We start from the raw sequence: 24,796 nt of genomic DNA on the forward strand, positions 1-24,796 counted from the left end.
CTAGTAATTAAAGAGTACAGAGCATATCTAAAAAAAGAAAGGCTAACTGATTAAGGTTAGCTTTTCTTTTTTTAAATACGCTTTAACTTCACCATAACCTCTATTTAAATTATAATCAGCGTAAACCGTGAAAATCCGCGATCAGTAATGAACCGGCAGCAACTTTTGGTAAGCATTTAAATCCATATGGTCGAGTTTTTCGAATGGCTTGTCGGTGGGAGTAATTTTTAAAATCCGGGAAACTTTGAAGTCGCGGTATTCTTGCCGCCAGTGGCACCAGGCAATAAGGTGCCAGCTGAAGGCGTAAAAAATTAAGCCAATGGGTTCGATGTTCCGTTTACTCACTTCGCTCTTGTTGTTTTTATAATCAACCTGTACCATTACTTTAGACGATATGGCATTTTGCAGCACCGATAAATACTCATAATCGTTTTGAATGCAAGGCGGAAATTGGAACCGGATGTTGTTATTCAGCATTTCGAGCTTTTCCTTCTGCGGCCCCCGAAGTACCGACTTAACTTTATTTAGGGCGTTGGAATAATGCGTTTGAATTGACTTATCGGCAAATCCCGCTACCAAACTTTCCATGAGCAGCAAAGCATTGGCCTCTTCGCAGGAAAAAGAAACCGGAGGCAAAAAGTACCCCAGCACAATAAAATAACCTTTGTTTTGTTCAAAGCTTACCGGAATCCCCTGTTCTCCTAAAGCTTTCACATCGCGGTAAACCGTGCGAATACTAATCCCGAACTTATCGGCTATTTTCTCGGCGGTTACATACTTTTTAGATTGCAACAATGTTAAAATTCCGAATAAGCGATCGATGCGGTTCATTGGCTGAGTTTATAGTTCCAGAAACATCCTTATCCCCGTTTTTACCACTAGTAAAAACTACCTCCGAACGGCTAGATTACAGCTCTTTTTAAGGCACGGTTCCGGAATAAATATAAAGCTTTTACCTTAACCTGTTTGCTTCCGGCTTTTAAAAATTCAACAGTTTACAAAACATTTTACTTTATTCATCAGAAACCCGGCTGCTACAAAACCCGGGTAAAACCACGCTGTAACGGGCCTCTCCCTTAGTAATATTTAAAAATAGGCAGCAGTATTTTTCTAGGCTTTAAAAATGAGCAGACCAGTGGTTTTTTAAATTTATATTTAGAAACCCGCTGATCCGCTCGTTTTTACGCGAAAGTAGTTTTGATTTTATAGTGTTCCGGAGTTTATACGGGATAACTGTTTTAATCCGCGAGTTTGCAGAACAGCCATTAACGCTACCCACAAGGCCACGCCAGTTATTAGAATATAGCCCAGGGTAGTAAAACTAAATAATTGCGGAATAAGAATAATCGCACTTTCTACTACCCACAACACATCCAGAGCAATAATAAATTTAACCCAAACTTTCTGGACAGCGGGTTTTCGGCTTTGGTTAAAAACCAGCCCGGCAAATAACAATAAAAATATCCCCACGGCTATAAACGGTACTGGGGTAGTACTACCGAAAAGGTTGGCAATGGTTCCTGGAAATACAAGCAGTAACAAGGCAGTGGCTCCGGAACTTAACGCATTAATCAGCAAAACTGGTTTTAAGGTTGTTATTGTTTTCATAATTATATTTTTTTAGTATATTCAAAACTAGCAGAAAGCGGCGGGCCTAAATTGATATATTGCGACAAAATGAAAATAGCTGCCTTGCATGTACAGCCCTTTTTGGAATACGCGCAAATACGGGGAGTATGGCTACCCCCGGAGCTTAAACCAGTATTGAAAATCACCCCCACCGACGTTTTACTAATATCGGAGCCGGAATTTTATGGTGCCTTAAAATGGATACAGCAAGAGCTGCCAGATGATTTGTGGGGCATAAAGACCGGAAATTTTGTGGCTTTAAAACTACTGGGATTGATTTATCGGATTTCGTTGCAGGTAACTACCCTCGCCGAAGCGTTCCATTATCTGCAATCCTACTTGCAAAGTACCTTGCCTCTGGTAACTACCACTACCCGCATAACTGAAGAACAGATTACCATTTCCGTGGATATTGCCAACAAGGAGAAAACAATAAACCGAATTATCCTGGAAAATGTATTAACCATTATCTCCCGCGAAATAGGAATGATGGCCACGCAGGAAGTAGCCTTTGCTTTAACCTCGCCGTTCTGGCACGCAGGGTATCCGAAAGGGTGGGAAAACGGCGAAAATTTTAGCATTGCTTTTGAACTCATCCTTTTAAAGGCCGCCATCAAACAACGCCCTGCCGAAAAGCTGGAAATCCTGGTTCCGGAATACATTAAGTTGATTGAAAAAATAAAAGCCGCGGAGGACAGTTTTGCAAACCAGGTAAAGATATTAATCTTGTCGATGTCGGACCCGCACTTACCGGATATTACGGCGGTGTCGGACGCCTTGTATTTAACGCCCCGTTCCTTGCAGCGCCGCCTGGAACGCGAAAACAGCAGTTTCCGACTGCTCCAGTTGGATTTAAAAAAACAAATCTGTTCTTTTTTATTGCAACACCAAGCGTATTCTGTAGCCAGCATGGCTTACCTCTTAGGGTACGCCGAACCCGCCGCGTTTATTCATTCTTTTAAAAAATGGTTCGGCGATTCGCCTGCCAGAATCCGGAAGAGCTACTCCAATATAAATGCATGAAACAACAGCAGACATTTGCCTAAAGCAAATGGACAAGGAAAGATACCGCCTATATGGCGCTGATTTATTTATGCTCCTACCGTCTGAAAAAGGACAATGTAGTTGTTATTTAAAAATTGCAGTTGTGTTAGACTCAGAAATAAATTCCTGCTGTCGAGAGAAGCTAATTATTGAATATACTTATTATTTTTGCTTTGAATTAGAAAGTCTGTTAGATAATTAGCTGTTTCTTCAAGGTTGCAATGAATCAATGTATTTGGAATTCTTAAAGTTAGAAATCCTTTCAGGAAAGAATAATAAGTTCTTTTTAAATCGGCAAGGGCCTGCCTTTGGTCGTAGATATGATGACCACCATCTACTTCAATATTAACTTTTGCATCTGTAACTGCAATATCAATTGTTTTATAACCATCAAATTTTTCTAATTCAGCTGGAACACCTCTTTGCTTTAAAGCAAAATATAAATCAATGGTTTCATTTGTAGTTTGACTTGACTTTGATCTTATCCAATCTTGATGATTTCGGCACAAAGGAACGCCAAAGTTCGATGTTGAGTAATTTAATACGCTAAAATGAAGTGCGCTTCCGCATTCAATGCAGTTATGAACCATTATTTCTGTTAAATATAGATTGATTAGATTTTTACGATCAAATCAATCCAAATATTTAGCCAATATATTTATAACTTGAGAGTTTATTCCGGAGCTACCATCGCCAGCATCGGGCAATACGCGTACTGGTTTACTTCCGAGGCAGGGTCGTTTTGAATAAATTCTTTGATCTGACTCTCAGCCGAAACCGCCATAATGGCCACCCCGTAAGTTGCGGCCGAGTCCAGCACGGGCCCGAATACAACTATTTGCCCATTTGTAAGGTATTGCTGACAATACTGCACGTGCTTTTGCATGATGTTTTTTTCATTATCCGTCATGGTTTGTGCAAAGTCATTTCGGCTGGGTATAAGTTTCAGAAGAAAATATTTCTTATTTATGGATTAAATAGAGACCAAGATTTATAAAAATTTAAAAAAATACCTTTACCAAGAATAAACGGACGGCGGTAAAAAGTAACCAATACTTACCATTCCAAAAAATATTTTAAGAAGGATTCAGGTTTGTAACTAATTGCCGCAAAGTTGCCACCGTGGTTTGATAGTCAGACTCCGTAATATGCTGCATACTTTGTTTCCGAAAAGCAATTTGCCGGCTTAAACAAGCTTGATGCATTTCTTTCCCGGCCCTTGTTAATCGAATTGAAAAGTCTTCTTCTGTAATACCCTTTTGATGAAACTGGAGTAATATAGCTTCTACGGTGTTGTTATCCGCGAAAGGCAGCATCAGTTTAGTTAAATCCGGTTTAGAAAGACCTGGGTTTTCGTTTATAGCGTTTAGAATCTGCCAATCAGTTCTGGAAAAATTAAACGCTGCCTGAATTTTATCAATCCCTTGCGTAAGTAAGCAATCTACTTGCTTAATCCAGTAACCAATCGGCAAATCTTTTGACTTCATCGAGAATGCTTATTTATCCTTAAATTATTTAATTTTTTAGATAGTCGGTGTTCCGACTTTTTGCTCCGGCATGTTCAGGCTTTATCTAAAATTATAAAATAACGATTTTTTTAAAGCAGTAAAGCCAGCTCAGTGCTTTTAACCGCAACGCGCTAATTTACGATTTTTTCCAAACTTTAGGAGCCACGTAAGCTTTGGCCACATCATCCAGAATTAATACCCAATCGTTATCGCGGCCCTGGCTGGGAGGAGTAAAGCTTTGCGCTCCCGAATTTTTAAATTTTCCGAAGGGAGTGGAGACGCCCGTACGTGGATCGAACCAGTGTGCGTTTACTTCGGTACCCGTAATTTTGCCCATATTTACCGTAAATGGTTTCCCGGAAGTAGAATAAACAAAAACATAATCTTTTCCGCGGGTAGCTTGTACGCGATCACCTCCTTCTAAAGCAGATGTAATTAAACTTTGGTCGGGCACCCGGTCCAGGATAGGCCTAGATTCTATCAGGGCACGAACATGGCTCATGTGGCTACTGCCGGGCAAATTTATTGCTTCAGACCAGGGCCCCAAAGGTCCGTTTATGTTTTTGCCCATTGCATCGTTCATTTGCCAGATGGCATGGCACCCGTAAGTATGGCCAAAAGCACCGGCGAATAAATCTAAATAAGCCGCTCTTCTTACATCGTAAGCTTTGGAGTAGCCATTTTCTTTCGTGTTAAAACAAACCGGATGATCTTCGTATATCGGCTCGCCGTCCATAGTTGGTTTGGTATTAGCCAGGTTGTAATCATAACTGATGTGCTCGTACACGTCCGAGAAACGGCAGTGCCCCGTTTGGAACATGTTAAAGTCAAGCCAGGCATCGTTGTGAAACCAGGTAGAAGAGCCGCCTTTTTCTTTGGGCTGCGGATGAAAGGTCATCAGGACTTTATCTTGGTTATTATTGCCGGCTCCGGCTACAATACCCTTGGCCATGGCTCGCCAAATAACAATATCCTGCTCGTTTCGAGGGTTCCGGTCGCCACCTAATATCCAGATGACCGGTTTATTTTTGTACCGGCTTCCTAAATATTTGCCGTAAGCTTCGGCATTTTGCGGATTAAATATTTCCGGTCCCTCGCCCCATTTATCTTTAAAAATTTTATCGCCCCAAGTAGGCAACATCCCAATGTATAAACCTAAAGATCCGGCCTTGTTTACAATATAATCAACGTGCTTAAAATATTCTTCGTTGGGTTTCGTAGGATCGTTGTTTACCAGCGGTAATTGCCCGTACGGATTCGGATCCCGGAGGCCATCCAGTTCGGCCAATACTACGGCTTGTATTACGGTAAAGCCTTTATCGGCGCGGTCTTGCAGGTATTTATCGGCATTTTCCCGGTCGAGACGGTGAAATAATTCCCAGGCCGTGTCGCCGAGGTAAAAAAACGGCTGATTGTTTTCTTTTAAAATAAACCGTTTGTTAGGACTTACTTTTAATTGATACTGCGCTTTTGCAGCAGGAACCTGGGTTACCAACAAAAATGCGGTAAGGGCCACGATCCAGAGCAAAGGCCGACTGGTAAATAAACGTAAGGAAAAGATTAGCGTCATTTATTTAAAATTGTTAATTAAGTAAAAGGACAAATTAAAAGATACATTCCAATATTGAAAATACAAGGTTAAATCACTGATATTTAATTTACTGTATTTTATTATGTCTTGATACTGGTGTCTTACTACTTGTGTCCATTTACTTAGAGGTCGTTACTGCTACCGGAATCATTTAATTATGGTAAATAAATCAGCCGTAATAAACACTCAAAATAATTAAATAAATAACAATATAGGTGGGTTTAACCGGAAATTTCAGGTTAATAAATGTTTAACTTTTACTTTAGAATGCTGTAAAACAAGGCAAAAATTTAAAAAATAAGGTTACAAGAGCAAACTCCGGCTAAAATTTGACAGCCTTCCTGAATACAAGATGGGGTAAAAAGTAGAAACAGCCCCGGTAATGCCCCTCAGGCACGTTCCTGAAGAAGGCCTTATGACACCACCGCAAAGCTGTTTCGTATTGTGCCGGTAATTATAAAGTAGCCGGTGTACGTGTTATTAGTTGGTTGCGTGTTTTAATCTCTTTAGGCTTATTTCTTTTATTTTTAAATTTTACTTGTTAAATGAACCGTTAAATGAATAAACAACGGCTGCTCCCAGGGTTGTCTGGTTCTTTTTTAATTTGCTTTCGCCGGAAGTAAAAAAAGGATCTTTGGTTGTATCAAACCGGATTTCTGGTTTGATATTAAAATTACCATCTGCCAGTTTTATGTTACCAGTTAGCGTAAACTCCGTAGCCTGGATTTTATCAAAATACCGTACGCCCTCTTTATCATTGAAATGCTCGGCCCGCAAACCAAGACCAAATTTATCCGACACGGTGTAGTTTAAGTACAAGGCGGCACCTCCCCAGTTAGCATCGTTCATCCAGCGGGTGCCGGGAACTTCCTGGGCCGCACCGGTTTTAAATGAACCATAAGCGGCGTTTACCCCAATTTTAAAAGCATCCGTTACCTGAAAAGCGGTGGTTAAATCGAACAAGCTGGTATAAGAACCTCTGTCGTTACCAAAGGCCGAATTGCCGTTGTATTCATCACCGCCGATCCAGTTGGCATACACGTGGAAACCTTCTACGGGCACCAAATGCACCTGAGCCGTCAGGGTTTTACCTTTATTAAAATCCTGCAAAGCATCCCAGCCATTTACTACGCCAAACATTAAACTAAACTTATCCGAAGCAACGTAGTCCAGTTTCGCTCCGGTATGGTAAAACGGGCCGTTGCCGAATAAGTAAGATAAGCTGTAATTATAGTTAAGCGGAGCATCAATCAGTTCGTATCCAATGTGGGTACCGTACTGCCCTACGGTTAAAGCTAGTTTATCGGTAAAGTTGTAAGTACCGTAAGCTTGTTTAATGGCAAAAGAAGTAGACGTTATATCCTCCCGGTTGGTGTTTAAGGAACGGTAATTTCCAAAATTACCTAAGTCAGCGTTCGGGCCATAAGTTAAATCGGCCACTACTTTCAGTTTCCCTTTGGTATAAGTTAAAGCGGTTTGTACTAAACCCAACGAAAAATTATTGTGCAGTAAGTCAAAGATCCGGCCTTGGTTTACACCGCTCGCTGGATTGTTGGTGTTGTACAAATAATAAGCATCCACGTACCCACTAATACTAAGGGAACCTGCTTCGGTAGCGGCAGTCGGGGTAGCAGTTGCAGTAGAATCTGACTGGGCATTGGCCGCAAAAGCTCCGCTAAATAAAGCAGCTATTAAGAGTAGAGCTGTTTTTTTCATAATTGCTAAATGTTTAAAGGGTTGGTGATATTTTAATGGTCTTTTACAGTAATTCGATGTAAATATAACAACCAACTCTAAATTTTAAAGCTTTTTTTAAAAAATTATACATTTATTTTTATTTACCCCCTAAATTTTAACTCTAAATAGCTATTTAATTTAAAGTTTATCCTTTATAACGATTATTTTAATGGGCTTTTCTAAATTAGTTATTTTATTAAATTTTAATGCATGTTAAAAAACATAATTTCTCTAAAAATCATGAATAAATTACAGGATACTGTATTATTTTCACCTGTTACCATCTGTATTTTTAATTATTGAAGCGATATCAGCAACAAATTTCATAGGGCTCATTATAATTAATATGTAATACACCAATTACAACCTTTATATAGAATCCATTTCTTACCTCTTCCATTATCTGTTACTATCTAAATATTCGGCCTCCAGGCATTATATTCCAGCTTGATTTCATTTTTATACATTTTTACCTAATTTCGCTTTTAAAGAAATCCTCACGTTCCATCGTTACACTATAATAAAACAGCATGTCTGATTCAGCAGAATTAATTTTAGAAGGCAAATCCTACGCTCTGCCTATAGTTGTTGGTACCGAAAATGAAAAAGCCATTGATATAAATGCCCTTCGGGCACAAACCGGGCATATCACGATCGACTCTGGTTATAAAAACACGGGTGCTACGCAAAGTGCCATTACTTACTTAGATGGGGAGTTGGGAGTGCTGCATTACCGGGGTTATTCTATAGAACAGTTAGCGGCTAAGTCGAACTTTATAGAAGTAGCTTATTTATTAATCTACGGCGAATTGCCCACGCAGCACGAGCTTACGCATTTTAACGAGCAAATTTCGAAACGCACTTTAATCCACGAAAACTTTCGCACCTTATTAAGTGCTTACCCCGCTGATGCGCACCCCATGGCTATTTTGGCTTCTATGATTTGTTCTTTAACCGCTTTTCACCCGGATAGCCTGGACCCTAACTTAACCGAGGAACAAATTGATTTAAACATTACCCGCCTGTTAGGCAAAATTACCACCATTGCGGCTTGGTCGTATAAACACGCGGTGGGTAAGCCTTTTGTTTACCCCAAAAAAAGCTTAGATTATTGCTCTAACTTTTTACAAATGATGTTTTCTAACCCCACGGAAAATTATCACGTGAACCCGGTAGTAGTGGACGCCCTAAATAAATTGTTGATTCTGCACGCCGATCACGAGCAAAACTGCTCTACCTCCACAGTACGTTTAGTGGGTTCTTCTAACGCCAGCTTATTTGGTTCTATTTCGGCGGGTGTTAATGCTTTATGGGGACCTTTGCACGGTGGCGCGAACCAGGAAGTAATTGAAATGCTGGAAGCGATTAAAGCCGATGGCGGCGATTCAAAGAAATGGATCGATAAAGCGAAAGATAAAAACGATCCGTTCCGTTTAATGGGTTTTGGTCATCGGGTATACAAAAATTTCGATCCGCGCGCTAAAATTATCAAAGCGGCGTGCGATAACATCTTGTATAATCTGGGCGTGAAAGATCCGATTCTGGAAATTGCGAAGCAGTTAGAAGAAGCTGCTTTAACCGATCCGTATTTTGTAGAGCGCAAATTATACCCGAACGTGGATTTTTATTCCGGTATTATTTACAAAGCGATTGGTTTGCCGAAAGAAATGTTTACGGTAATGTTTGCGATTGGCCGTTTACCCGGCTGGATTGCCCAATGGAAAGAAATGCGGGAAAATAAAGAGCCTATTGGCCGGCCCCGCCAGATTTATACAGGTCAAACGGCCCGCGAATACGTGGATATTAAGAACAGATAGTACACAAAAGAAAAAGCCCGCAAGATGCGGGCTTTTTCTTTATACATTTAAACAATTAATCAATCCGAGTATATATACGCTGAGGTTAGTTGTTTTGTTTTACCTTTTTAAAAAAAACTTTAATTTTCTTTTACTTTTCTTTACCCCTATAAAGTAACCTATTCATACACAATAGAATAGTTTATCTTACAACCAGTAAAAAATTTTAAAATTTCTTCCGGCTCAAGAAATTTTTTAAATTTTAAAGTACCCGGAGTTCAATGCGGCGGTTCAATTGGCGATTCTCGTCGGAGGTGTTGGGCTGCAAGGGCTTGGTTTCGCCGTAACCTACCGATAGAATGCGTTCTTTTTTTACGCCCTGCGCCAACAAATAATCATACACCGACCGCGCCCTTTTATCGGATAGTTGTTGATTAGCCGTATCGTTACCTACATCATCGGTATGGCCGGAAATTTCAATTTTTACCTGGGTGTTAGTAGCTAAAAAACTAATAATTTTGTTTAACTCTGTTTTTGATTTTTTCTCGAGTTGGTATTTACCCGTGGCAAAAAATAAATTGTTGAGCACCATCGAGGCACCTTTGGCAACCGGGTCCAGGTAGATATCCAGCGTTAAGGGGTTAAAATCTTTCTTAGAGCTATAATCAAAACTAATACTCCTCAGCAGGTATTTGTCGGCGCTTACGTACATGCCGTATTGCTTGCCTTCGTTTAAAACTACCGTATAGGTCCCGATTTCCTGATCCGATATTACTTGCTGCACCCGTTCATCGGTGTTTAAATCGTATAATTGCACGTAGGCCCCGAGCGGCTTTTTGGTTTGAGCATCAAATACCCGACCTTGGGTATAGGTACTCGTTTCTTTGCTTTTCCAGACGGCGGGCACCTCAAATTCAAACAAGCTAGCCGTTTTTTTACTTTGTTCCAGTTCTAAGCGCGAATAGTAGCCTTTGGTATTATCCGGTGTAATAAAAAACGACGCTTCGTTGGAAGCGGTATTTAATGGATAACCTAAATTTTCCGGTTCGGTCCAAGCGGTGCCCGTTAAGGTAGTTTTAAATATATCGGCACCTCCCATACCCGTATGGCCATTACTCGAAAAATATAACGTGCTGCCGCTCGCGTGTAAAAAAGGGGCGGTTTCCGAACCACTGGTATTTACGGGTTCCCCTAGGTTTTCGGGCACTGACCAAGCACCATCTTCTTGTTGGCGGCTCATCCAAATATCTTCTCTGCCTTTACTGCCCTGGCCGCGGTCCGAGGAAAAATACAAGGTTCGGCCGTCGGCAGATAAACACGGCTGCGAATCCCAGGCCGCCGAGTTCACCTGCCGGCCTAAGTTTACCGGTTTGCTCCAGGTATTGCCGTTGCGGGTGGATATATACAAATCACAATCTCCTAAAGAATTAGGCCGGTTGCACGACGAAAAAACCAAAGTTTTACCATCGCCCGAAATGCTGGCGGTTCCTTCGTTAAATTCTGAATTTATGTTGCTGGCAATAGAAACAGGCTCCGACCAGACATTATTCTGGAATACAGAAACGTATAAATTTTCGTCGGCTTGCGGCGTATCGTTGTTGCGGGCCGTAAAAACCAAATGAGTTTTAGTGGCCGTTAAAGCCGGAAAGTATTGTAATTGAAATTTATTAATCGGCGCTGGCATGCGTACCGGTTTAAAAGCCACCGGATTTTTCTGGGCCAGCACCGCAAAATCAATGTTTTTTAATTGTTGCTGTGCGTATTTAAGCGCTTTCGTATTTTTGGGATTTGATTGAATGAACAATTCGTAGTACTGTTTACCCAAAGCATAATCGCCCCTGTTTAAGGCCATGTCGGCAAAGTTGTAGTATTCGGTAGCTAAACCGGCTTGCACCGGAATCAAAGACAAGCCTTTTTTGTAGGCCTCAAAAGTAGCCGGTAAATTACCCGTCATACGGTATAAACCAGCCGCTTTCAGGTATGCTTCGCCAAAGTTAGGATCTTTCTTTACCGCTTCGTTTAAAGCCGTAAGCGCTTTATCAAAATCACGGGCCATCATGTACTTTTGTGCTTTCGTATATAAATCGGCCGCTTTGCTGGATTTGGTGGAAAGATTACTCTGCTGTGCTTCCGCAGAAAAGGTTAATAAGCAGGAGCTGGCAATTAAAAACACTAATCTTTTAATCATAACGCGGTATTACGGAATGTTCAGGTATTTGTGCGTTTGCAGCGACACCTGCCATTTCGGATTATTTTTAACGTAATCTACAATGTCGGGTACTATTTGTTGGGCTTTGCTCCACTCGGGTTGCAAGTACAAGCGGGTATGCGGTGCTACCTGTCCAGCATGTTCTTCGGCCCACGCAAAATCACTTTTATTAAATACAATAACTTTTAATTCATCGGCTTTGGCTAAGACCGAAGGCAATGGTTTTTTAAATTTTTTAGGCGAAACGCAAACCCAATCCCAGGAACCCGAAAGCGGGTAAGCCCCGGAAGTTTCCAGAAAAGTAAGAATACCGGCTTGCTGCAAAGTAAGGGTGAGTAAATCTAAATTATAAATTAATGGTTCGCCTCCAGTAACCACTACGGCTTTACCCGGGTACTGCTGCGCCTGGGCTACAATGCTGGCAACGCTGGTTAAAGGGTGGGCAGCAGCATCCCACGATTCTTTTACATCGCACCAATGGCAACCAATGTCGCAGCCGCCTAACCGAATAAAGTAAGCCGCTTTACCGGTATTATAGCCTTCTCCCTGAATGGTGTAAAAGGCTTCCATTAAGGGCAGCTCCCTCCCACTAGCGGGTACCGATAACACCGCTGGTTGTTTTATTTCTTTAGTAAGGTTCAATGGATTAAAATCAAAAATTAATACAAATAACAGTTATGGTAAATATAGTAAATTCACAATTTACTTATATTGTATTTAATCAACAAATAACAACACCCAGTGTTTTTTGATTCCGTAGATATTGCTACTACCGAAACTACTACTCCGATTAGGGTTATAAAAAAAGAGCGTAGAGGTTTACTCTACGCTTTATAAAATTTTAAAATTTAAAATTATGTCTAACTATAAACTTCTTTTTTCGCCGCTCTTAAAGTATTCATTAATAAAGAAGCAATAGTCATGGGCCCTACGCCACCGGGTACCGGTGTGATATAGCTGCATTTAGAAGCTACTTCATCGAACTTTACGTCCCCTTTTAGTTCAAAACCGGATTTTTTGGTTAAGCTTATTACCCGGGTGGTACCCACATCAATGACAACGGCACCCGGTTTTACCATATCGGCCGTTACAAACTCCGGAATGCCAATGGCCGCAATAATAATATCAGCGGTGCGGGTTATTTCGGGTAAGTTTACGGTGCGGCTGTGACATAAAGTTACCGTACAATTGCCGGGCTTCGCATTTTTAGCCATCATAATGCTCATGGGCGAACCCACGATATGACTCCGGCCAATGACTACGCAATGTTTGCCGGCGGTTTCAATATCGTAGCGCTTCAATAGTTCTAGTATTCCATTGGGCGTAGCGGGTAAATATGCGGGTAAGTTTAACACCATCCGGCCTACGTTTACCGGGTGAAACCCATCTACATCCTTCTGGGGCAGTAAAATTTCGTTTACTTTTTCGGCGGAAATATGCTTAGGCAACGGTAATTGCACAATAAAGCCATCAATATCCGCGTCGTTATTTAACTCCTGTACTTTCGCCAGCAGTTCTTCTTCGGTTACGGTTTCTTCCAGCCGGATTAAAGTAGATTGAAAACCCACTTTTTCGCAAGCCAATACTTTATTGTTCACGTAAGTAACGCTGCCCCCGTCGTTGCCGACCAGAATAGCCGCTAAATGGGGGATTTTACCGCCTTGTTCTTTGATCTGCGCCACTTCGACCGCAATTTCCTCTTTAATCGTTTCCGACGTTTTTTTACCGTCTATTAATATTACTTCCAAGTAAATTTAGTTTAAAAGTTAAAAGGTTGGAAAGTTGAATGGTTTATTTTAAGAAGATAAAACTAGGATTTTCTCTCGCTCTACTTCAATGTAAAAGGAAATAAACTTTTGATAAATATCTATCAAAAAAAGTATATGGGTATTTATAATGGTAATTATTTCGGTGGTTGAAAGATTACCCAAACAGATACGAATCAACTTTTTAGGCGAATTCTTGATGTAATAACTGTTCCTAAAATCAATATCTTTTGTAATAACAACCAAGTCATTTTTGTCAGCATATTCAGAAATCACCTTATCCGTTGTGAAATATTTATCAGGTAAATTATTAACATGCTCCGCATGTACCCCTTGTTTGTTAAAATAAGTTACAAGCCTTAAAGGAATATGCACATCACAAATTACTTTCATCCAGCTAACTCTTGGATGGATCTTCCGGAAAGAAGCAATTTTGCAAAATTGATACTGGCAATTAAATCTTCTTTTTCCAACTCAGGATGATCCGTCAGAATTTCTTCTTTCGTCATGTCAGAACTTAATAAGTCCAATACAACTTCTACTGGCCAGCGCATACCTCTAATACACGGCTTTCCATGGCAAATTTCGGGGTTTATCGTAATTCGTTCTAGAAAGTTCATAAATTGGATGACCAGTATCTAAATTTTCTTTTTATCAATTACTATTTGGTAAAAGTTAAAGTAAATTCATGAATCAATATTCAAATCTCTGGAGCATGGACCATCATCCAGGGACTAGATCTAATCCAGCTTTAATACCGCCAAAAATGCTTCCTGCGGAATTTCTACGTTACCTACCTGGCGCATGCGTTTTTTACCTTTTTTCTGCTTTTCGAGCAGTTTCCGCTTCCGGCTAATATCGCCCCCATAACACTTGGCCAATACGTTTTTTCGGAGGGCTTTTACGGTTTCACGCGAAATGATTTTCTGGCCAATGGCCGCTTGAATAGCAATTTCGAACATTTGCCGCGGCAATAACTCGCGTAGTTTTTCGCAGAGCCGTTTGCCCCAATCGTAAGCTTTTTCACGGTGCACAATAGCGCTTAAGGCATCTACTTTTTCGCCGTTCAGCATAATATCCAGCTTCACCATGTTCGATTCCCGGTAACCAATCAGTTCATAATCCAGGGAAGCATAACCGCGCGAAATAGTTTTTAATTTATCAAAAAAGTCGAATACAATTTCGGCTAAGGGCATTTCAAAATTTAATTCTACCCGATCGCTGGTTAAATAAGTTTGACTTTTTAAAATTCCGCGTTTATCCATGCAAAGCGAAATAATAGGTCCGATAAATTCCGATTTCGAAATAATCTGCGCTTTAATAAACGGTTCTTCAATGCGATCGATGTAATTAGGTTCCGGCATCTCGGACGGCGCGTTTACCGTAACCTCGCCGTCTTTGGTAGTAAAGGCTTTAAATTGCACACTGGGCACGGTAGTTATTACCGTCATATCGAACTCGCGCTCCAACCGTTCCTGCACAATTTCCATGTGGAGCATCCCCAAAAAGCCGCACCGGAAACCAAAGCCTAATGCCGCCGAAGTTTCGGGTTCCCAAACCAGGGAAGCATCATTTAGTTGCAATTTCTCCATCGAAGAACGTAATTCCTCAAATTCGCTGGTTTCTACGGGGTAAATACCGGCAAATACCATGGGTTTAACTTCTTCAAAACCTTCAATCCCGACTGTTGTCGGATTTTCGATGGTGGTAATGGTATCGCCTACTTTTACTTCTTTGGCGTTTTTAATGCCGGATATTAAATATCCTACATTACCGGCACCCATCACAGTACGCGGTTCCTGGTTGAGTTTTAATACGCCAATTTCATCAGCGTTATACACTTTACCCGTATTTAAAAATTTTACCCGTTCGCCTTTCCGCAGGGTACCGTTCATAATCCGAAAATACACCTCAATACCGCGGTACGAATTAAAAACCGAATCAAAAATCAAGGCTTGCAAAGGTGCATTCGAGTCGCCGGTTGGAGCCGGAATCCGGTCGCAAATGGCATTCAAAATAGCTTCAATGCCGATACCTTCTTTGCCCGAAGCATGAATAATATCTTCGCGGTCGCAACCAATTAAATCAATAATCTGGTCACTTACTTCCTCCGGCATGGCGTGCGGCAAGTCAATTTTATTTAAAACCGGAATAATTTCCAGGTCGTTGCCAATGGCTAAATACAAGTTAGAAATGGTTTGCGCTTCAATGCCCTGCGAGGCATCCACGATGAGCAAAGCGCCTTCGCAGGCGGCGATGGAACGCGAAACTTCGTAGGAAAAATCGACGTGGCCCGGCGTATCGATTAAATTTAATACGTATTCTTCGCCTTTATACTGGTACACCATCTGAATGGCATGGCTTTTAATGGTAATGCCCCGCTCCCGCTCTAAATCCATGTTATCGAGCAATTGGTCTTGCATTTCCCGCTCGGCTACCGTGGAAGTAAACTCCAATAATCGGTCGGCCAGGGTGCTTTTACCATGATCAATGTGGGCGATAATACAAAAATTACGGATGTTCTTCATAAATCAAATACAGAAAGGCAAAGGTAAGCATTTTTGGAGATTTAACCCGTTCTCGAAAGACCAAAACTACCCAATACTACTTGTTTCTCGCTAAAATAATGGTTCGCTTTAAAATACCATTTTAAGGAAAGTTATCTGGGCCGCTACTAGCACATGCTAATTATTACGGATGGAACCTGGAATGAAGCTCGATTTAAAATTAAAATTTTAAATTTTTGCATGGTTTACTTTTCCGACAGTAACTTCAGCAATACCCCATTGGTCCAGCCGAAACCGTCTTGTAACGGGTATTCGCCGCCACCCGCTTCCAGGTGCGTAGCTTCTACGTTATACTTTTCCACTAATTTACCGGTGCTTTTATAAACTTTGGTATTTATTTCTACCCAGTTATGTTTAACCTGCTTGGCTAATTTGTTCTGGTGATAATTGCGAAGCCCCACGATACTCATCCATTGCAAAGGGGCCCAGGCGTTGGGCGCATCCCATTGTTCGCCCGTATGGTTAGGTGTAGAGATTAACCCACCCGGTTGTAATAAATCTGATTTAATTTTTTTGGCTATCCCTTTGGCTTGTTTCCGGGTAGTCATTTTAAAAAATAACGGGTAAGCGGCGGCTAGAGATGGTACAACAGTTACTTGGCCGGCTTTAAAATCATAATCAAATAAAAACTTTTCGGCAGGGTTCCAGCAGTATTTTAACAGCGCTTTCTTTCTTTTTTCGGCTTGTTGCCGGTAATAGTGTTCTTGGGCGTTGTCGTGGTTCAAGATGGCTACTTCGGCCAGGGTCAATTCTAAATGGTACAATAAAGCATTTAAATCTACCGGAATAATATCGGTAGTATGGATGGTTTTTAAAGTTTTCCCATCGGCAAACCACCGGCTGCTGAAATCCCAACCCGACTCGGCCGCAGCCCGCAAGTGGCGGTAAACTTCTTCGGGATTGCGGCCGGTTTCCTGCGCCAGTTTTACGTCTTCTTTGTAAGCTTCGGGGCGAGGTGCCGGAAAATCATCGTAGTAGCGGTTTAAAATGCTGTTATCGGGTAAGCGCACCACGCGGCGATAAGCCGGGTTACTCCCGGACAAGTTGCCTGCGCCATCCATCCAGAATTCATACTCTTTTTGTAAGGCTGGCCCGTAATTTTTTAAAATCCGTTGGCCTTTGGCATCGCGTAATACTTTAACCATTAAAGCGTAAAAAGGTGGTTGCGAGCGGCCCGTGTAATAGCTCCGGTTGCCGTTGGGTATAAAACCTACTTTATCAATTAAAAAAGTAAAATTATCCACCATGTTCTGAATCAGCTGGGTTTGGCCGGCAGCTTGTAAACCCAACATGGTAAAATAACTATCCCAGTAATAAATCTCCCGGAAACGGCCACCCGGCACTATATACGCATGCGGCAACGGAATAAGCGAGGAAACTTCCGGTACAGGCTGCCGGGTTAAAACAGGCCAGAGCGTATTAATATGGGCTTGTACTGGTTGCGTGGTATCGGATTTAAAATTGGTAGCAGGTGCGGGTGGCAACTTAAAATGCTGCAACACAAAAGCTTTTAAATTAAAATCAGCTGTATTCTTTTCCGTTTGGTAAGCCTGCATAATAGCTTCGGGCGTATGCAGCGGAATACAATCCGGAAAAGTTTTAGAATCGGGAAAAACAGCTTGCAACTGCACTTCCTTAAATAAATCGCCAAACGCTACCTCGGGCCTTACCTGGGCATACCCGGCTAATTGGCTGAACAGCAGACAACCCGCCAGAACAATGCTGCGGCCATTAAAATACAAGCGGCCCTTTTTAAAAATAATGAATAAGAACAAATAAACAAAAATAGGCATAATTGTAAGGGGTTTGTAGCTGAATCAATCCATTGATAATAACTCGTTACCCTATATTACCGGAATTTGCCCGATACGTTTTTGTTTTTTTAAATTTTTGGTAGTCTGCCCTTCTAACAGTCCTTAGTACAACCGCTTTGTTAAAAATAGATCGTGCATTTTTTCTCTATCTTCGTATTTCAATTAATATTCATTCATGTATTACTGGTATGCTGGCAGCCTCTGTAGAAGTTTATAAACCCGTTAATCACCTCCGCATTGTAACCGCTGCTTCTTTGTTCGACGGGCACGATGCCGCCATTAATATCATGCGCCGTATTCTGCAATCCTCCGGCGCTGAAGTGATTCATTTGGGACATAATCGGTCGGTGCAGGAAATTGTGGATTGCGCCGTGCAGGAAGATGCCCAGGCCATTGCTATAACCTCGTACCAAGGCGGCCATGTCGAATATTTTAAATACATGTATGATTTATTGCGGGAACGGGGTTGTGGTCACATTAAAATTTTTGGCGGCGGCGGCGGCGTGATATTGCCCCAGGAAATAGAAGTATTACACGCTTACGGCATTACCCGTATTTACTCCCCCGACGATGGCCGGGCGATGGGTTTGCAAGGCATGATTAACGATTTATTACAACGCTGCGATTTCCCGACGGGCCAAAACCTGAACGGCGAAATAAAGCATTTGCCCGAAAAAAATGCCAAAGCCATTGCCCGCTTAATCTCCGCCGCCGAAAATTATCCCGAAGAGTTTAAAAAAGTAAAAGCGCAGTTAATCCATTCGGAAGAAAACCGAACAACGAACAACGAACAACGAACAACGCCAGTTTTGGGCATTACCGGTACGGGCGGTGCCGGAAAATCCAGTTTAGTAGATGAGTTGATGCGGCGCTTTCTCACGGATTTTCCGGAGGATAACGTAGCCATTATTTCCGTGGACCCGAGTAAACGCAAAACCGGTGGCGCCCTGCTCGGCGACCGCATCCGGATGAATGCCATTAGCAACGAGCGGGTGTACATGCGCTCCTTGGCTACCCGGCAAAGTAATTTGGCCTTGAGCAAATACGTGCAGGATGCGGTTGATATTGTAAAAGCGGCTCACTTTGATTTGATCATCCTGGAAACTTCCGGCATTGGCCAGTCCGATACCGAAATTGTGGAACATTCGGATGTTAGTTTGTACGTAATGACGCCGGAGTACGGGGCCGCTACCCAGCTAGAGAAAATTGACATGCTGGATTTTGCCGATATTATTGCCCTGAACAAATTTGATAAACGGGGTGCCCAGGATGCGTTACGCGACGTTAAAAAACAATACAAACGCAACCACCAACTTTGGGATATAAGTGATGATGAAATTCCGGTTTTTGGTACCATTGCCTCGCAGTTTAACGACCCCGGCATGAACCGGCTGTACCGGGCCGTGATGCAGAAAATAGCCGACGAAACCGGTTTAGCTTTTAACTCCCAAATAGCCGATACTCCGGAGCCATCCGAGAAAGTGTACATCATACCGCCGAGCCGCACCCGCTACTTATCCGAAATATCCGAAACCAACCGGCAGTATGATAAGTGGGTTAAGTCGCAGGCCGAAATTGCGCAGCAACTGTTTGGTTTAAAAAAATCCCTTACTGCGGTACAGGATTTGGCTCTGGAAAATAAAGAAAATTTAAAAAAACAACTAGAAACGGCTTACGCCGAATTGGAACTGCATCTGGATGGTCCAAACCGGAAATTACTGGAGAACTGGGAAACTCGTAAAAAAACCTATCGGGACGAGTACTTTGTGTTTAAAGTCCGCGATAAAGAAATTAAAATAAAAACCCATACCACCAGTTTATCGGGCCTCGAAATAGCCAAAATAGCCTTGCCGCGCTACGAAGCCTGGGGCGACTTACTGCACTGGAATTTGCAGGAAAATGTGCCCGGCGAATTTCCGTACACGGCCGGCGTGTTTCCGTTTAAACGCGAGGGCGAAGATCCTACCCGCATGTTTGCCGGCGAAGGGGGCCCGGAACGCACGAACCGCCGTTTTCATTACGTGAGTTTGGGTTTACCGGCCAAACGTTTATCTACCGCCTTTGATTCGGTTACATTATACGGCGAAGACCCGGCCCCTCGCCCCGATATATACGGCAAAATTGGCAACTCCGGCGTCAGCATCTGCTGCCTCGACGATGCTAAAAAACTATATTCCGGCTTTAACCTGGCGGATCCGCTCACTTCCGTTTCCATGACCATCAACGGCCCGGCGGCTATTTTAACGGCATTTTTCATGAATGCAGCCATCGACCAGCAATGCGAATTGTATATCCAACAAAATGGATTGGAAGAAGAAGTTAATCAAAAAATAAGCGAAATTTTCAAAAATAATGGCCAAAGCCGCCCCTACTACCAGGGCGATTTACCAACCGGCAACAATGGCTTGGGCTTACTGCTGTTAGGCGTAACCGGCGACCAGGTTCTACCGGCAGCAGTTTACCAGCAAATCAAAGCACAAACTTTATCCGCCGTGCGGGGTACGGTTCAAGCGGATATTTTAAAAGAAGACCAAGCCCAGAATACCTGCATTTTCAGCACGGAGTTTTCGTTGCGTTTAATGGGCGATGTACAGGAGTATTTTATTCAAAACCAGGTACGTAACTTTTACTCGGTATCTATTTCGGGTTACCACATTGCTGAAGCGGGGGCTAACCCTATTTCGCAGCTGGCTTTTACCCTGGCCAATGGTTTTACCTATGTGGAATATTACGCTAGCCGGGGTATGGATATTAACGCCTTTGCCCCTAATCTCAGCTTTTTCTTTTCTAACGGCATCGATCCGGAATACGCTGTTATTGGTCGGGTGGCCCGCCGCATTTGGGCCAAAGCCATGAAATTAAAATACGGGGCCAACGCCCGTTCGCAAATGCTCAAATACCACATTCAAACTTCGGGACGCTCGTTACACGCCCAGGAAATTGATTTTAACGATATCCGCACTACCCTGCAAGCGCTTTATGCCATTTACGATAACTGCAACTCGCTGCATACCAACGCCTACGACGAGGCCATCACCACCCCGACCGAGGACAGTGTGCGGCGCGCTATGGCCATTCAATTAATTATTAATCGCGAACTAGGTTTAGCAAAAAACGAAAATCCGTTGCAAGGTTCTTTCATTATTGAGGAGCTTACCGATTTGGTAGAAGAAGCGGTGTTGCTGGAGTTTGACCGGATTACCGAACGCGGCGGCGTTTTGGGTGCCATGGAAACCATGTACCAACGCGGCAAAATACAAGAAGAAAGCTTGTATTACGAAACCTTGAAACACACCGGCGAATACCCGATTATCGGCGTGAATACTTTCTTGAGCAGCAAAGGGTCCCCCACCATTATTCCATCGGAGGTCATTCGGGCTACCGAAGAAGAAAAACAATACCAGATTAATATGTTGCACTTGCTGCACCAACGCCATGCTGCCATGGCACCCGAAAAATTAAAAAAAGTACAAGACATTGCCGTGCAGCAAGAAAATATATTCGCGGAATTAATGGAAACGGTGAAGTATTGTTCTTTGGGCCAGATTACAAATGCTTTGTTTGCGGTAGGTGGGCAATACCGGCGCAATATGTAATATTAAACCTCCGTAATATTTTAGAAATTTTAAAAATTTAAGACCATAAGCAGCCGAATACTTGTTAATAATTTAATAACAAAGCGGTAAAACTAAACAAGTAACAAATACGTTAATAGATTAAGAAATATTAATGTATTCGTAAAATGAGAACGTTTGCCTTTTCCTCTTTGTTGATTATTGGAACTTTAAGTCTGTTTTTAAAATCCTGGATGGACACCGAAGAAATCCAAATTAATTTAACCGAAGAAGATATTCATCTGTATTTGTAAAATCATTTTAAATAAAAAAAGCACCTTCTTCGGAAGGAAGGATTTTGTGTCTCTTCTATTTTAAATTCTTGCTGGTATTACCAAATTATAAATAAATGTTTGAAGCCTTAAAAACAAAAAACCTCCGTTAAGGAGGTTTTTTGTTTTAGGAGAAAATGATTTACTAATCTAACTTTCTTTGGGTTCGCCGCGATTGCTTATCGGCTTTCCGTTGGGCTCTCTCGGCTTTTTTAGCGGCTCTTTCCGATTTTTTAGCAGCTCTGGCTTCTTTCTTAATCGCTTTTTCGCGCTGTTTGGCTAATTTCTCTTCCTTACGGGCCGCTTTTTCTCTTTTTTTAGCGGCTTTCGCGTCTTTCTTAGCTTGTTTGGATACCGCGGAAGCATCATCGGAATACCGGTCGGCTTCTTTGGCCTGACCTTTAGTAGCGGTACTGTAATCGCGGCTATCTCTTAAACGGTCAGAGTTTAATTGCTGAACGGCTCTTAAAGAATCTTGCGTACCTAATACCCGGCGCAAGGAATCTTCCCGGGAAACAGTTTGGGCCACAGTGGGTAAGTTTAAACCCAAGAAGGTGGCACAAAAAACGGCTATAATTATCTTAAATTTCATATACTTCATTTTATTTCTAAACCTATAACGGATTTCAAACACTTTCGGCTAACAAATCTTTTACTATTTATGCTTGAGCAAGTATTTGCCACTGTATAATCTTATTTACCGGCTTTATTATGAAGCGGTAAGAACGGTACGTTTGCATCCCGCTCCTTAACAAATTTTTCTTGTTTATATAGGTAATATTTAACACCAATTAGTATAAACTCTTCCGTAGCAGAGTAATTATTTGTAGTTTTTAGCCTTGCAAAGGCTTCAGAGGAGGAATTTTACTAATAATCAGTTAGTCTGCTTTGGAAACTACTAACTACAATTGGGTATTTTTAGTTATAATGCAGATAAATTTAACATTGTACAATTTTTAAAAATAAAAAATCGGCAGCCAGAATACCTGATTGCCGCTTTTTTTAAAAATAACACGTTAAGCTTGCCAGGCTAACATCCCACCCAATAAGTTCCGGACATTAGGGTAACCTTGCTGCAACAAATAAGCTTTGGCATTACCCGAACGGGCGCCGGAACGGCAATGCAGAATAATTTCTTCGTTCTTGTGGCTTTCTAATTCATCCAAACGCTGAGGTAAACTGCCTAGAGGTATATTGAGAGCGCCAATGTTAAACTCGTCGTATTCGTGGGGTTCCCGTACATCTACTATAAATGGTTTTTCGCCGTTGGCTAAACGCTCTTTTAATTCGTTGGTGGTAATATCTTCCATGCTCTTAATGGGTTATGCTTATTTTTTTAATAACAATACCTTTCTTGGTGTAGCAATGTATGAAATATAGGCCATTGCCTGCAAACGACAAGTCTAATTCATTTATCTCACTGCGCTGGGCTTCTTCTTTTTGGATAATCTTACCGGTAACGTCGGTTACTATCCAGTTCGTTATCGCTCCCCGGAGCTTTACTTTACCGGTGCTCGGGTTTGGGAAAGCGTTTACTAAAGATTGATTTGGAATAATATCTTTGGCTCCCGTTACTTTCGCCATGATGGGGCGTAAAAGTAGAGCACCCTGCTGCCCGGTAAAGCTAGTCCAACCGGTACCGTTGCTGTATTTAATTTTACTTGTTGCATTTTCATTCAGGTCATAGCCAATATTCACAAAATCAGCCACGTTGTTGCTCAAAGCCCATCCAATAAAGAAAGAGTTTTCCACGGGTACCGGAGCCGGAAATAAAACATCAAAGAACCGGTTGAGGGTATCTATTTTAGGAATTGCAAAACCTTGCTGCGCTTTGGCATTTACCGCGGGATTATCTTGCTCGCCCACGTCCCACACCCGAAAAGAAATAAGAAGGCCAGCCACATTGGTTTTGGTTAAATACACGCTTATTCCTTTAACCAGGTCCGGTACATTTAAATCGAAACGATAGGCACCTTGTCGGGTTCCGGATTTATCTAAACTAAAATTGGTTTCGGCGGTACCATCATCGTAGGCAAAGTAGTCGGTAAAATCCGTTACACGGGTAATGGTATCGTTCTGGCGGGTACGGGCAAATGTTTCGCGGGAATTTAAAAAAACCACACTTTTTACCGAAAAATTATTTCCCAAGCTAGCCGTATTACTAAGCGCTGGTTTACCTACTATTTGAAATTGCCTGGCCAAAGGCTCGATAGCCGCATTTCCTCGTAAAAAAGTATCGGCAGGTTGGGTTGTATTAATTACCTGGTGGTAGCCGCGCCAGGTAATAGGGGCGAAACGGTTATTTAGGTTATTAATATGGGTAAAGGCCGAATCGTTTAGTTCGGCGGTAGAGTTAGCTAAAAATTGCCAGGCCGGCATGGCGGTATACCGGTTTAGCAAAGAATTTAAACGGGTACTTACAGTTACATCTTCGAGTAAAGTTTTGGCCGGATTTATTTTTTTGTTCAGGTAAATGTAATCCAGGTGCCAGGCATCGCCAGTGCCTTTTAATTCTCCCGAATTCCGGAACCGGAACTGAAAGCCTTTGTAGAAGAAAACCGGATCAGCTACGGCAATATTCTCGCGTTTAAATTCGGTAAATTGATTTTGACCTTCCTGCCGCCACACTTCGCGCCAAACGCCGCCCGGTTCTTTAAATTCCAAAGCCAGAAATACGGGTCGGGCTGTGGAATTTAGATCCGGGGAGCCGGCCAAGCCACCCGCCTGCCAGAAAAAACTTAAGTAAACTGAATCAGTCGCCGGATTAAAGTTTTGTAAGTTTAAAGGTTTAGAAGTAAGCGTATCGGCGTAACCGTAAGCCGTTAAGTTATTATAAGGAAAACCATCTGCCCGAATACCTTCCAGAGTAGCTATGCCGAACGAGGGTGGATGAATGCCGAATTGATTGTTAATAAACGCCCCGCCGCCCACTTGCCAGTTTAGCAGGTTAGCCTCTCCATTAAATTGACTTGAAAAATCGTCGAAGAAAGGTAGATTCAGGGTATCGCCAACGGCGCTTATACGAGCTGCCTGGAGTCGCTTAGCTGGAGTTGGCACGGGATACGATTCTAGCGGCGTAATAAACTGCGCGTACCCGGATAAGAAGCTAAAACAGAAAAACAACCCGGCTAGTAAATATTTCATCATGTGGTATCTATCGCTATTCCGGTTAAATAATAAAAACTGCCGGTATAACGCTACTGGTTTCGCATTATTTTAAAAAATGAAGCCGCTTAGCCCGTCTAAAAT

General features: G+C 42.1%; 21 protein-coding genes. 4 read left to right on the forward strand and 17 right to left on the reverse strand.

Annotation, left to right across the window (positions count from 1 at the left end; genetic code table 11):
• Positions 1-141 precede the first annotated feature (141 nt).
• Positions 142-831, reverse strand: a complete 690-nt coding sequence (locus AHMF7616_RS11330) for a helix-turn-helix transcriptional regulator (RefSeq protein WP_115372983.1) — start codon at positions 829-831, stop codon at positions 142-144.
• Between the two features lie 372 nt (positions 832-1,203).
• Positions 1,204-1,608 carry a hypothetical protein gene (locus tag AHMF7616_RS11335; protein WP_115372984.1) on the reverse strand — a complete coding sequence of 135 codons (405 nt, stop codon included), beginning with the start codon at positions 1,606-1,608 and terminating at the stop codon, positions 1,204-1,206.
• A 69-nt stretch (positions 1,609-1,677) separates the two neighbouring features.
• On the opposite strand from AHMF7616_RS11335, the gene AHMF7616_RS11340 reads away from it, so the two are divergent.
• A complete protein-coding gene (locus AHMF7616_RS11340; protein ID WP_115372985.1) occupies positions 1,678-2,652 on the forward strand; it encodes a helix-turn-helix transcriptional regulator in 975 nt (324 codons plus the stop codon).
• Positions 2,653-2,819: 167 nt separating this feature from the next.
• Here the strand turns inward: AHMF7616_RS11340 and AHMF7616_RS11345 are convergent, their stop codons facing one another.
• The 5 genes from AHMF7616_RS11345 to AHMF7616_RS11365 form a co-directional block, all read right to left on the reverse strand.
• Entirely contained in the window at positions 2,820-3,263 is a 444-nt protein-coding gene (locus AHMF7616_RS11345) for a DUF559 domain-containing protein (RefSeq protein ID WP_115372986.1), read from the reverse strand.
• A gap of 83 nt (positions 3,264-3,346) precedes the next feature.
• The gene (locus AHMF7616_RS11350; RefSeq protein ID WP_199474183.1) at positions 3,347-3,583 is read right to left on the reverse strand and encodes a YciI family protein; all 237 of its coding nucleotides are present in this window, start codon (positions 3,581-3,583) and stop codon (positions 3,347-3,349) included.
• Positions 3,584-3,749: 166 nt separating this feature from the next.
• On the reverse strand, positions 3,750-4,160 hold the full coding sequence (locus AHMF7616_RS11355; protein WP_115372988.1) for a MarR family winged helix-turn-helix transcriptional regulator: 411 nt from the start codon (positions 4,158-4,160) through the stop codon (positions 3,750-3,752).
• Positions 4,161-4,317: 157 nt separating this feature from the next.
• Entirely contained in the window at positions 4,318-5,751 is a 1,434-nt protein-coding gene (locus tag AHMF7616_RS11360) for a glycoside hydrolase family 140 protein (RefSeq protein WP_115372989.1), read from the reverse strand.
• 555 nt (positions 5,752-6,306) lie between these two features.
• Positions 6,307-7,488, reverse strand: a complete 1,182-nt coding sequence (locus AHMF7616_RS11365; protein ID WP_115372990.1) for a porin — start codon at positions 7,486-7,488, stop codon at positions 6,307-6,309.
• A 551-nt stretch (positions 7,489-8,039) separates the two neighbouring features.
• On the opposite strand from AHMF7616_RS11365, the gene AHMF7616_RS11370 reads away from it, so the two are divergent.
• Positions 8,040-9,326: a citrate synthase gene (locus AHMF7616_RS11370; protein WP_115372991.1), complete on the forward strand. Its 1,287-nt coding sequence runs from the start codon at positions 8,040-8,042 to the stop codon at positions 9,324-9,326.
• Between the two features lie 241 nt (positions 9,327-9,567).
• Here AHMF7616_RS11370 and AHMF7616_RS11375 read toward each other — a convergent pair whose 3' ends face one another.
• The 7 genes from AHMF7616_RS11375 to treF all read right to left on the reverse strand — a co-directional run bounded on the left by AHMF7616_RS11375 (position 9,568) and on the right by treF (position 17,640).
• Positions 9,568-11,493 carry an OmpA family protein gene (locus AHMF7616_RS11375; RefSeq protein ID WP_115372992.1) on the reverse strand — a complete coding sequence of 642 codons (1,926 nt, stop codon included), beginning with the start codon at positions 11,491-11,493 and terminating at the stop codon, positions 9,568-9,570.
• A 9-nt stretch (positions 11,494-11,502) separates the two neighbouring features.
• The gene (locus AHMF7616_RS11380) at positions 11,503-12,156 is read right to left on the reverse strand and encodes a 7-carboxy-7-deazaguanine synthase QueE (RefSeq protein ID WP_394335765.1); all 654 of its coding nucleotides are present in this window, start codon (positions 12,154-12,156) and stop codon (positions 11,503-11,505) included.
• 218 nt (positions 12,157-12,374) lie between these two features.
• Positions 12,375-13,253 carry a tetrahydrofolate dehydrogenase/cyclohydrolase catalytic domain-containing protein gene (locus tag AHMF7616_RS11385; protein ID WP_394335782.1) on the reverse strand — a complete coding sequence of 293 codons (879 nt, stop codon included), beginning with the start codon at positions 13,251-13,253 and terminating at the stop codon, positions 12,375-12,377.
• A gap of 57 nt (positions 13,254-13,310) precedes the next feature.
• The gene (locus tag AHMF7616_RS11390) at positions 13,311-13,673 is read right to left on the reverse strand and encodes a DUF5615 family PIN-like protein (RefSeq protein WP_115372994.1); all 363 of its coding nucleotides are present in this window, start codon (positions 13,671-13,673) and stop codon (positions 13,311-13,313) included.
• Positions 13,670-13,900, reverse strand: a complete 231-nt coding sequence (locus AHMF7616_RS11395; protein ID WP_115372995.1) for a DUF433 domain-containing protein — start codon at positions 13,898-13,900, stop codon at positions 13,670-13,672. The genes AHMF7616_RS11390 and AHMF7616_RS11395 overlap by 4 nt, the downstream gene beginning before the upstream one ends.
• Before the next feature lie 120 nt (positions 13,901-14,020).
• Positions 14,021-15,808, reverse strand: coding sequence for a translation elongation factor 4 (gene lepA, locus AHMF7616_RS11400; protein WP_115372996.1), 1,788 nt, complete (start codon positions 15,806-15,808; stop codon positions 14,021-14,023).
• Between the two features lie 224 nt (positions 15,809-16,032).
• Positions 16,033-17,640, reverse strand: coding sequence for an alpha,alpha-trehalase TreF (gene treF, locus AHMF7616_RS11405; RefSeq protein ID WP_115372997.1), 1,608 nt, complete (start codon positions 17,638-17,640; stop codon positions 16,033-16,035).
• A gap of 209 nt (positions 17,641-17,849) precedes the next feature.
• Between treF and AHMF7616_RS11410 the strand changes: the two genes are divergently transcribed.
• The gene (locus tag AHMF7616_RS11410) at positions 17,850-21,257 is read left to right on the forward strand and encodes a methylmalonyl-CoA mutase family protein (protein WP_199474185.1); all 3,408 of its coding nucleotides are present in this window, start codon (positions 17,850-17,852) and stop codon (positions 21,255-21,257) included.
• A 146-nt stretch (positions 21,258-21,403) separates the two neighbouring features.
• Positions 21,404-21,529, forward strand: a complete 126-nt coding sequence (locus AHMF7616_RS27495; protein ID WP_262511723.1) for a hypothetical protein — start codon at positions 21,404-21,406, stop codon at positions 21,527-21,529.
• Between the two features lie 163 nt (positions 21,530-21,692).
• On the opposite strand, the gene AHMF7616_RS11415 is transcribed toward AHMF7616_RS27495, so the two are convergent.
• The 3 genes from AHMF7616_RS11415 to AHMF7616_RS11425 form a co-directional block, all read right to left on the reverse strand.
• Positions 21,693-22,139, reverse strand: coding sequence for a hypothetical protein (locus AHMF7616_RS11415; RefSeq protein ID WP_115372998.1), 447 nt, complete (start codon positions 22,137-22,139; stop codon positions 21,693-21,695).
• Between the two features lie 424 nt (positions 22,140-22,563).
• Positions 22,564-22,857, reverse strand: a complete 294-nt coding sequence (locus AHMF7616_RS11420; protein ID WP_115372999.1) for a rhodanese-like domain-containing protein — start codon at positions 22,855-22,857, stop codon at positions 22,564-22,566.
• A gap of 4 nt (positions 22,858-22,861) precedes the next feature.
• Positions 22,862-24,694 (reverse strand): T9SS type A sorting domain-containing protein, encoded by a 1,833-nt coding sequence (locus tag AHMF7616_RS11425; protein WP_115373000.1) that lies wholly within the window; start codon positions 24,692-24,694, stop codon positions 22,862-22,864.
• Between the last annotated feature and the right edge of the window lie 102 nt (positions 24,695-24,796).

Source organism: Adhaeribacter pallidiroseus (assembly GCF_003340495.1).
Taxonomy (GTDB): domain Bacteria; phylum Bacteroidota; class Bacteroidia; order Cytophagales; family Hymenobacteraceae; genus Adhaeribacter; species Adhaeribacter pallidiroseus.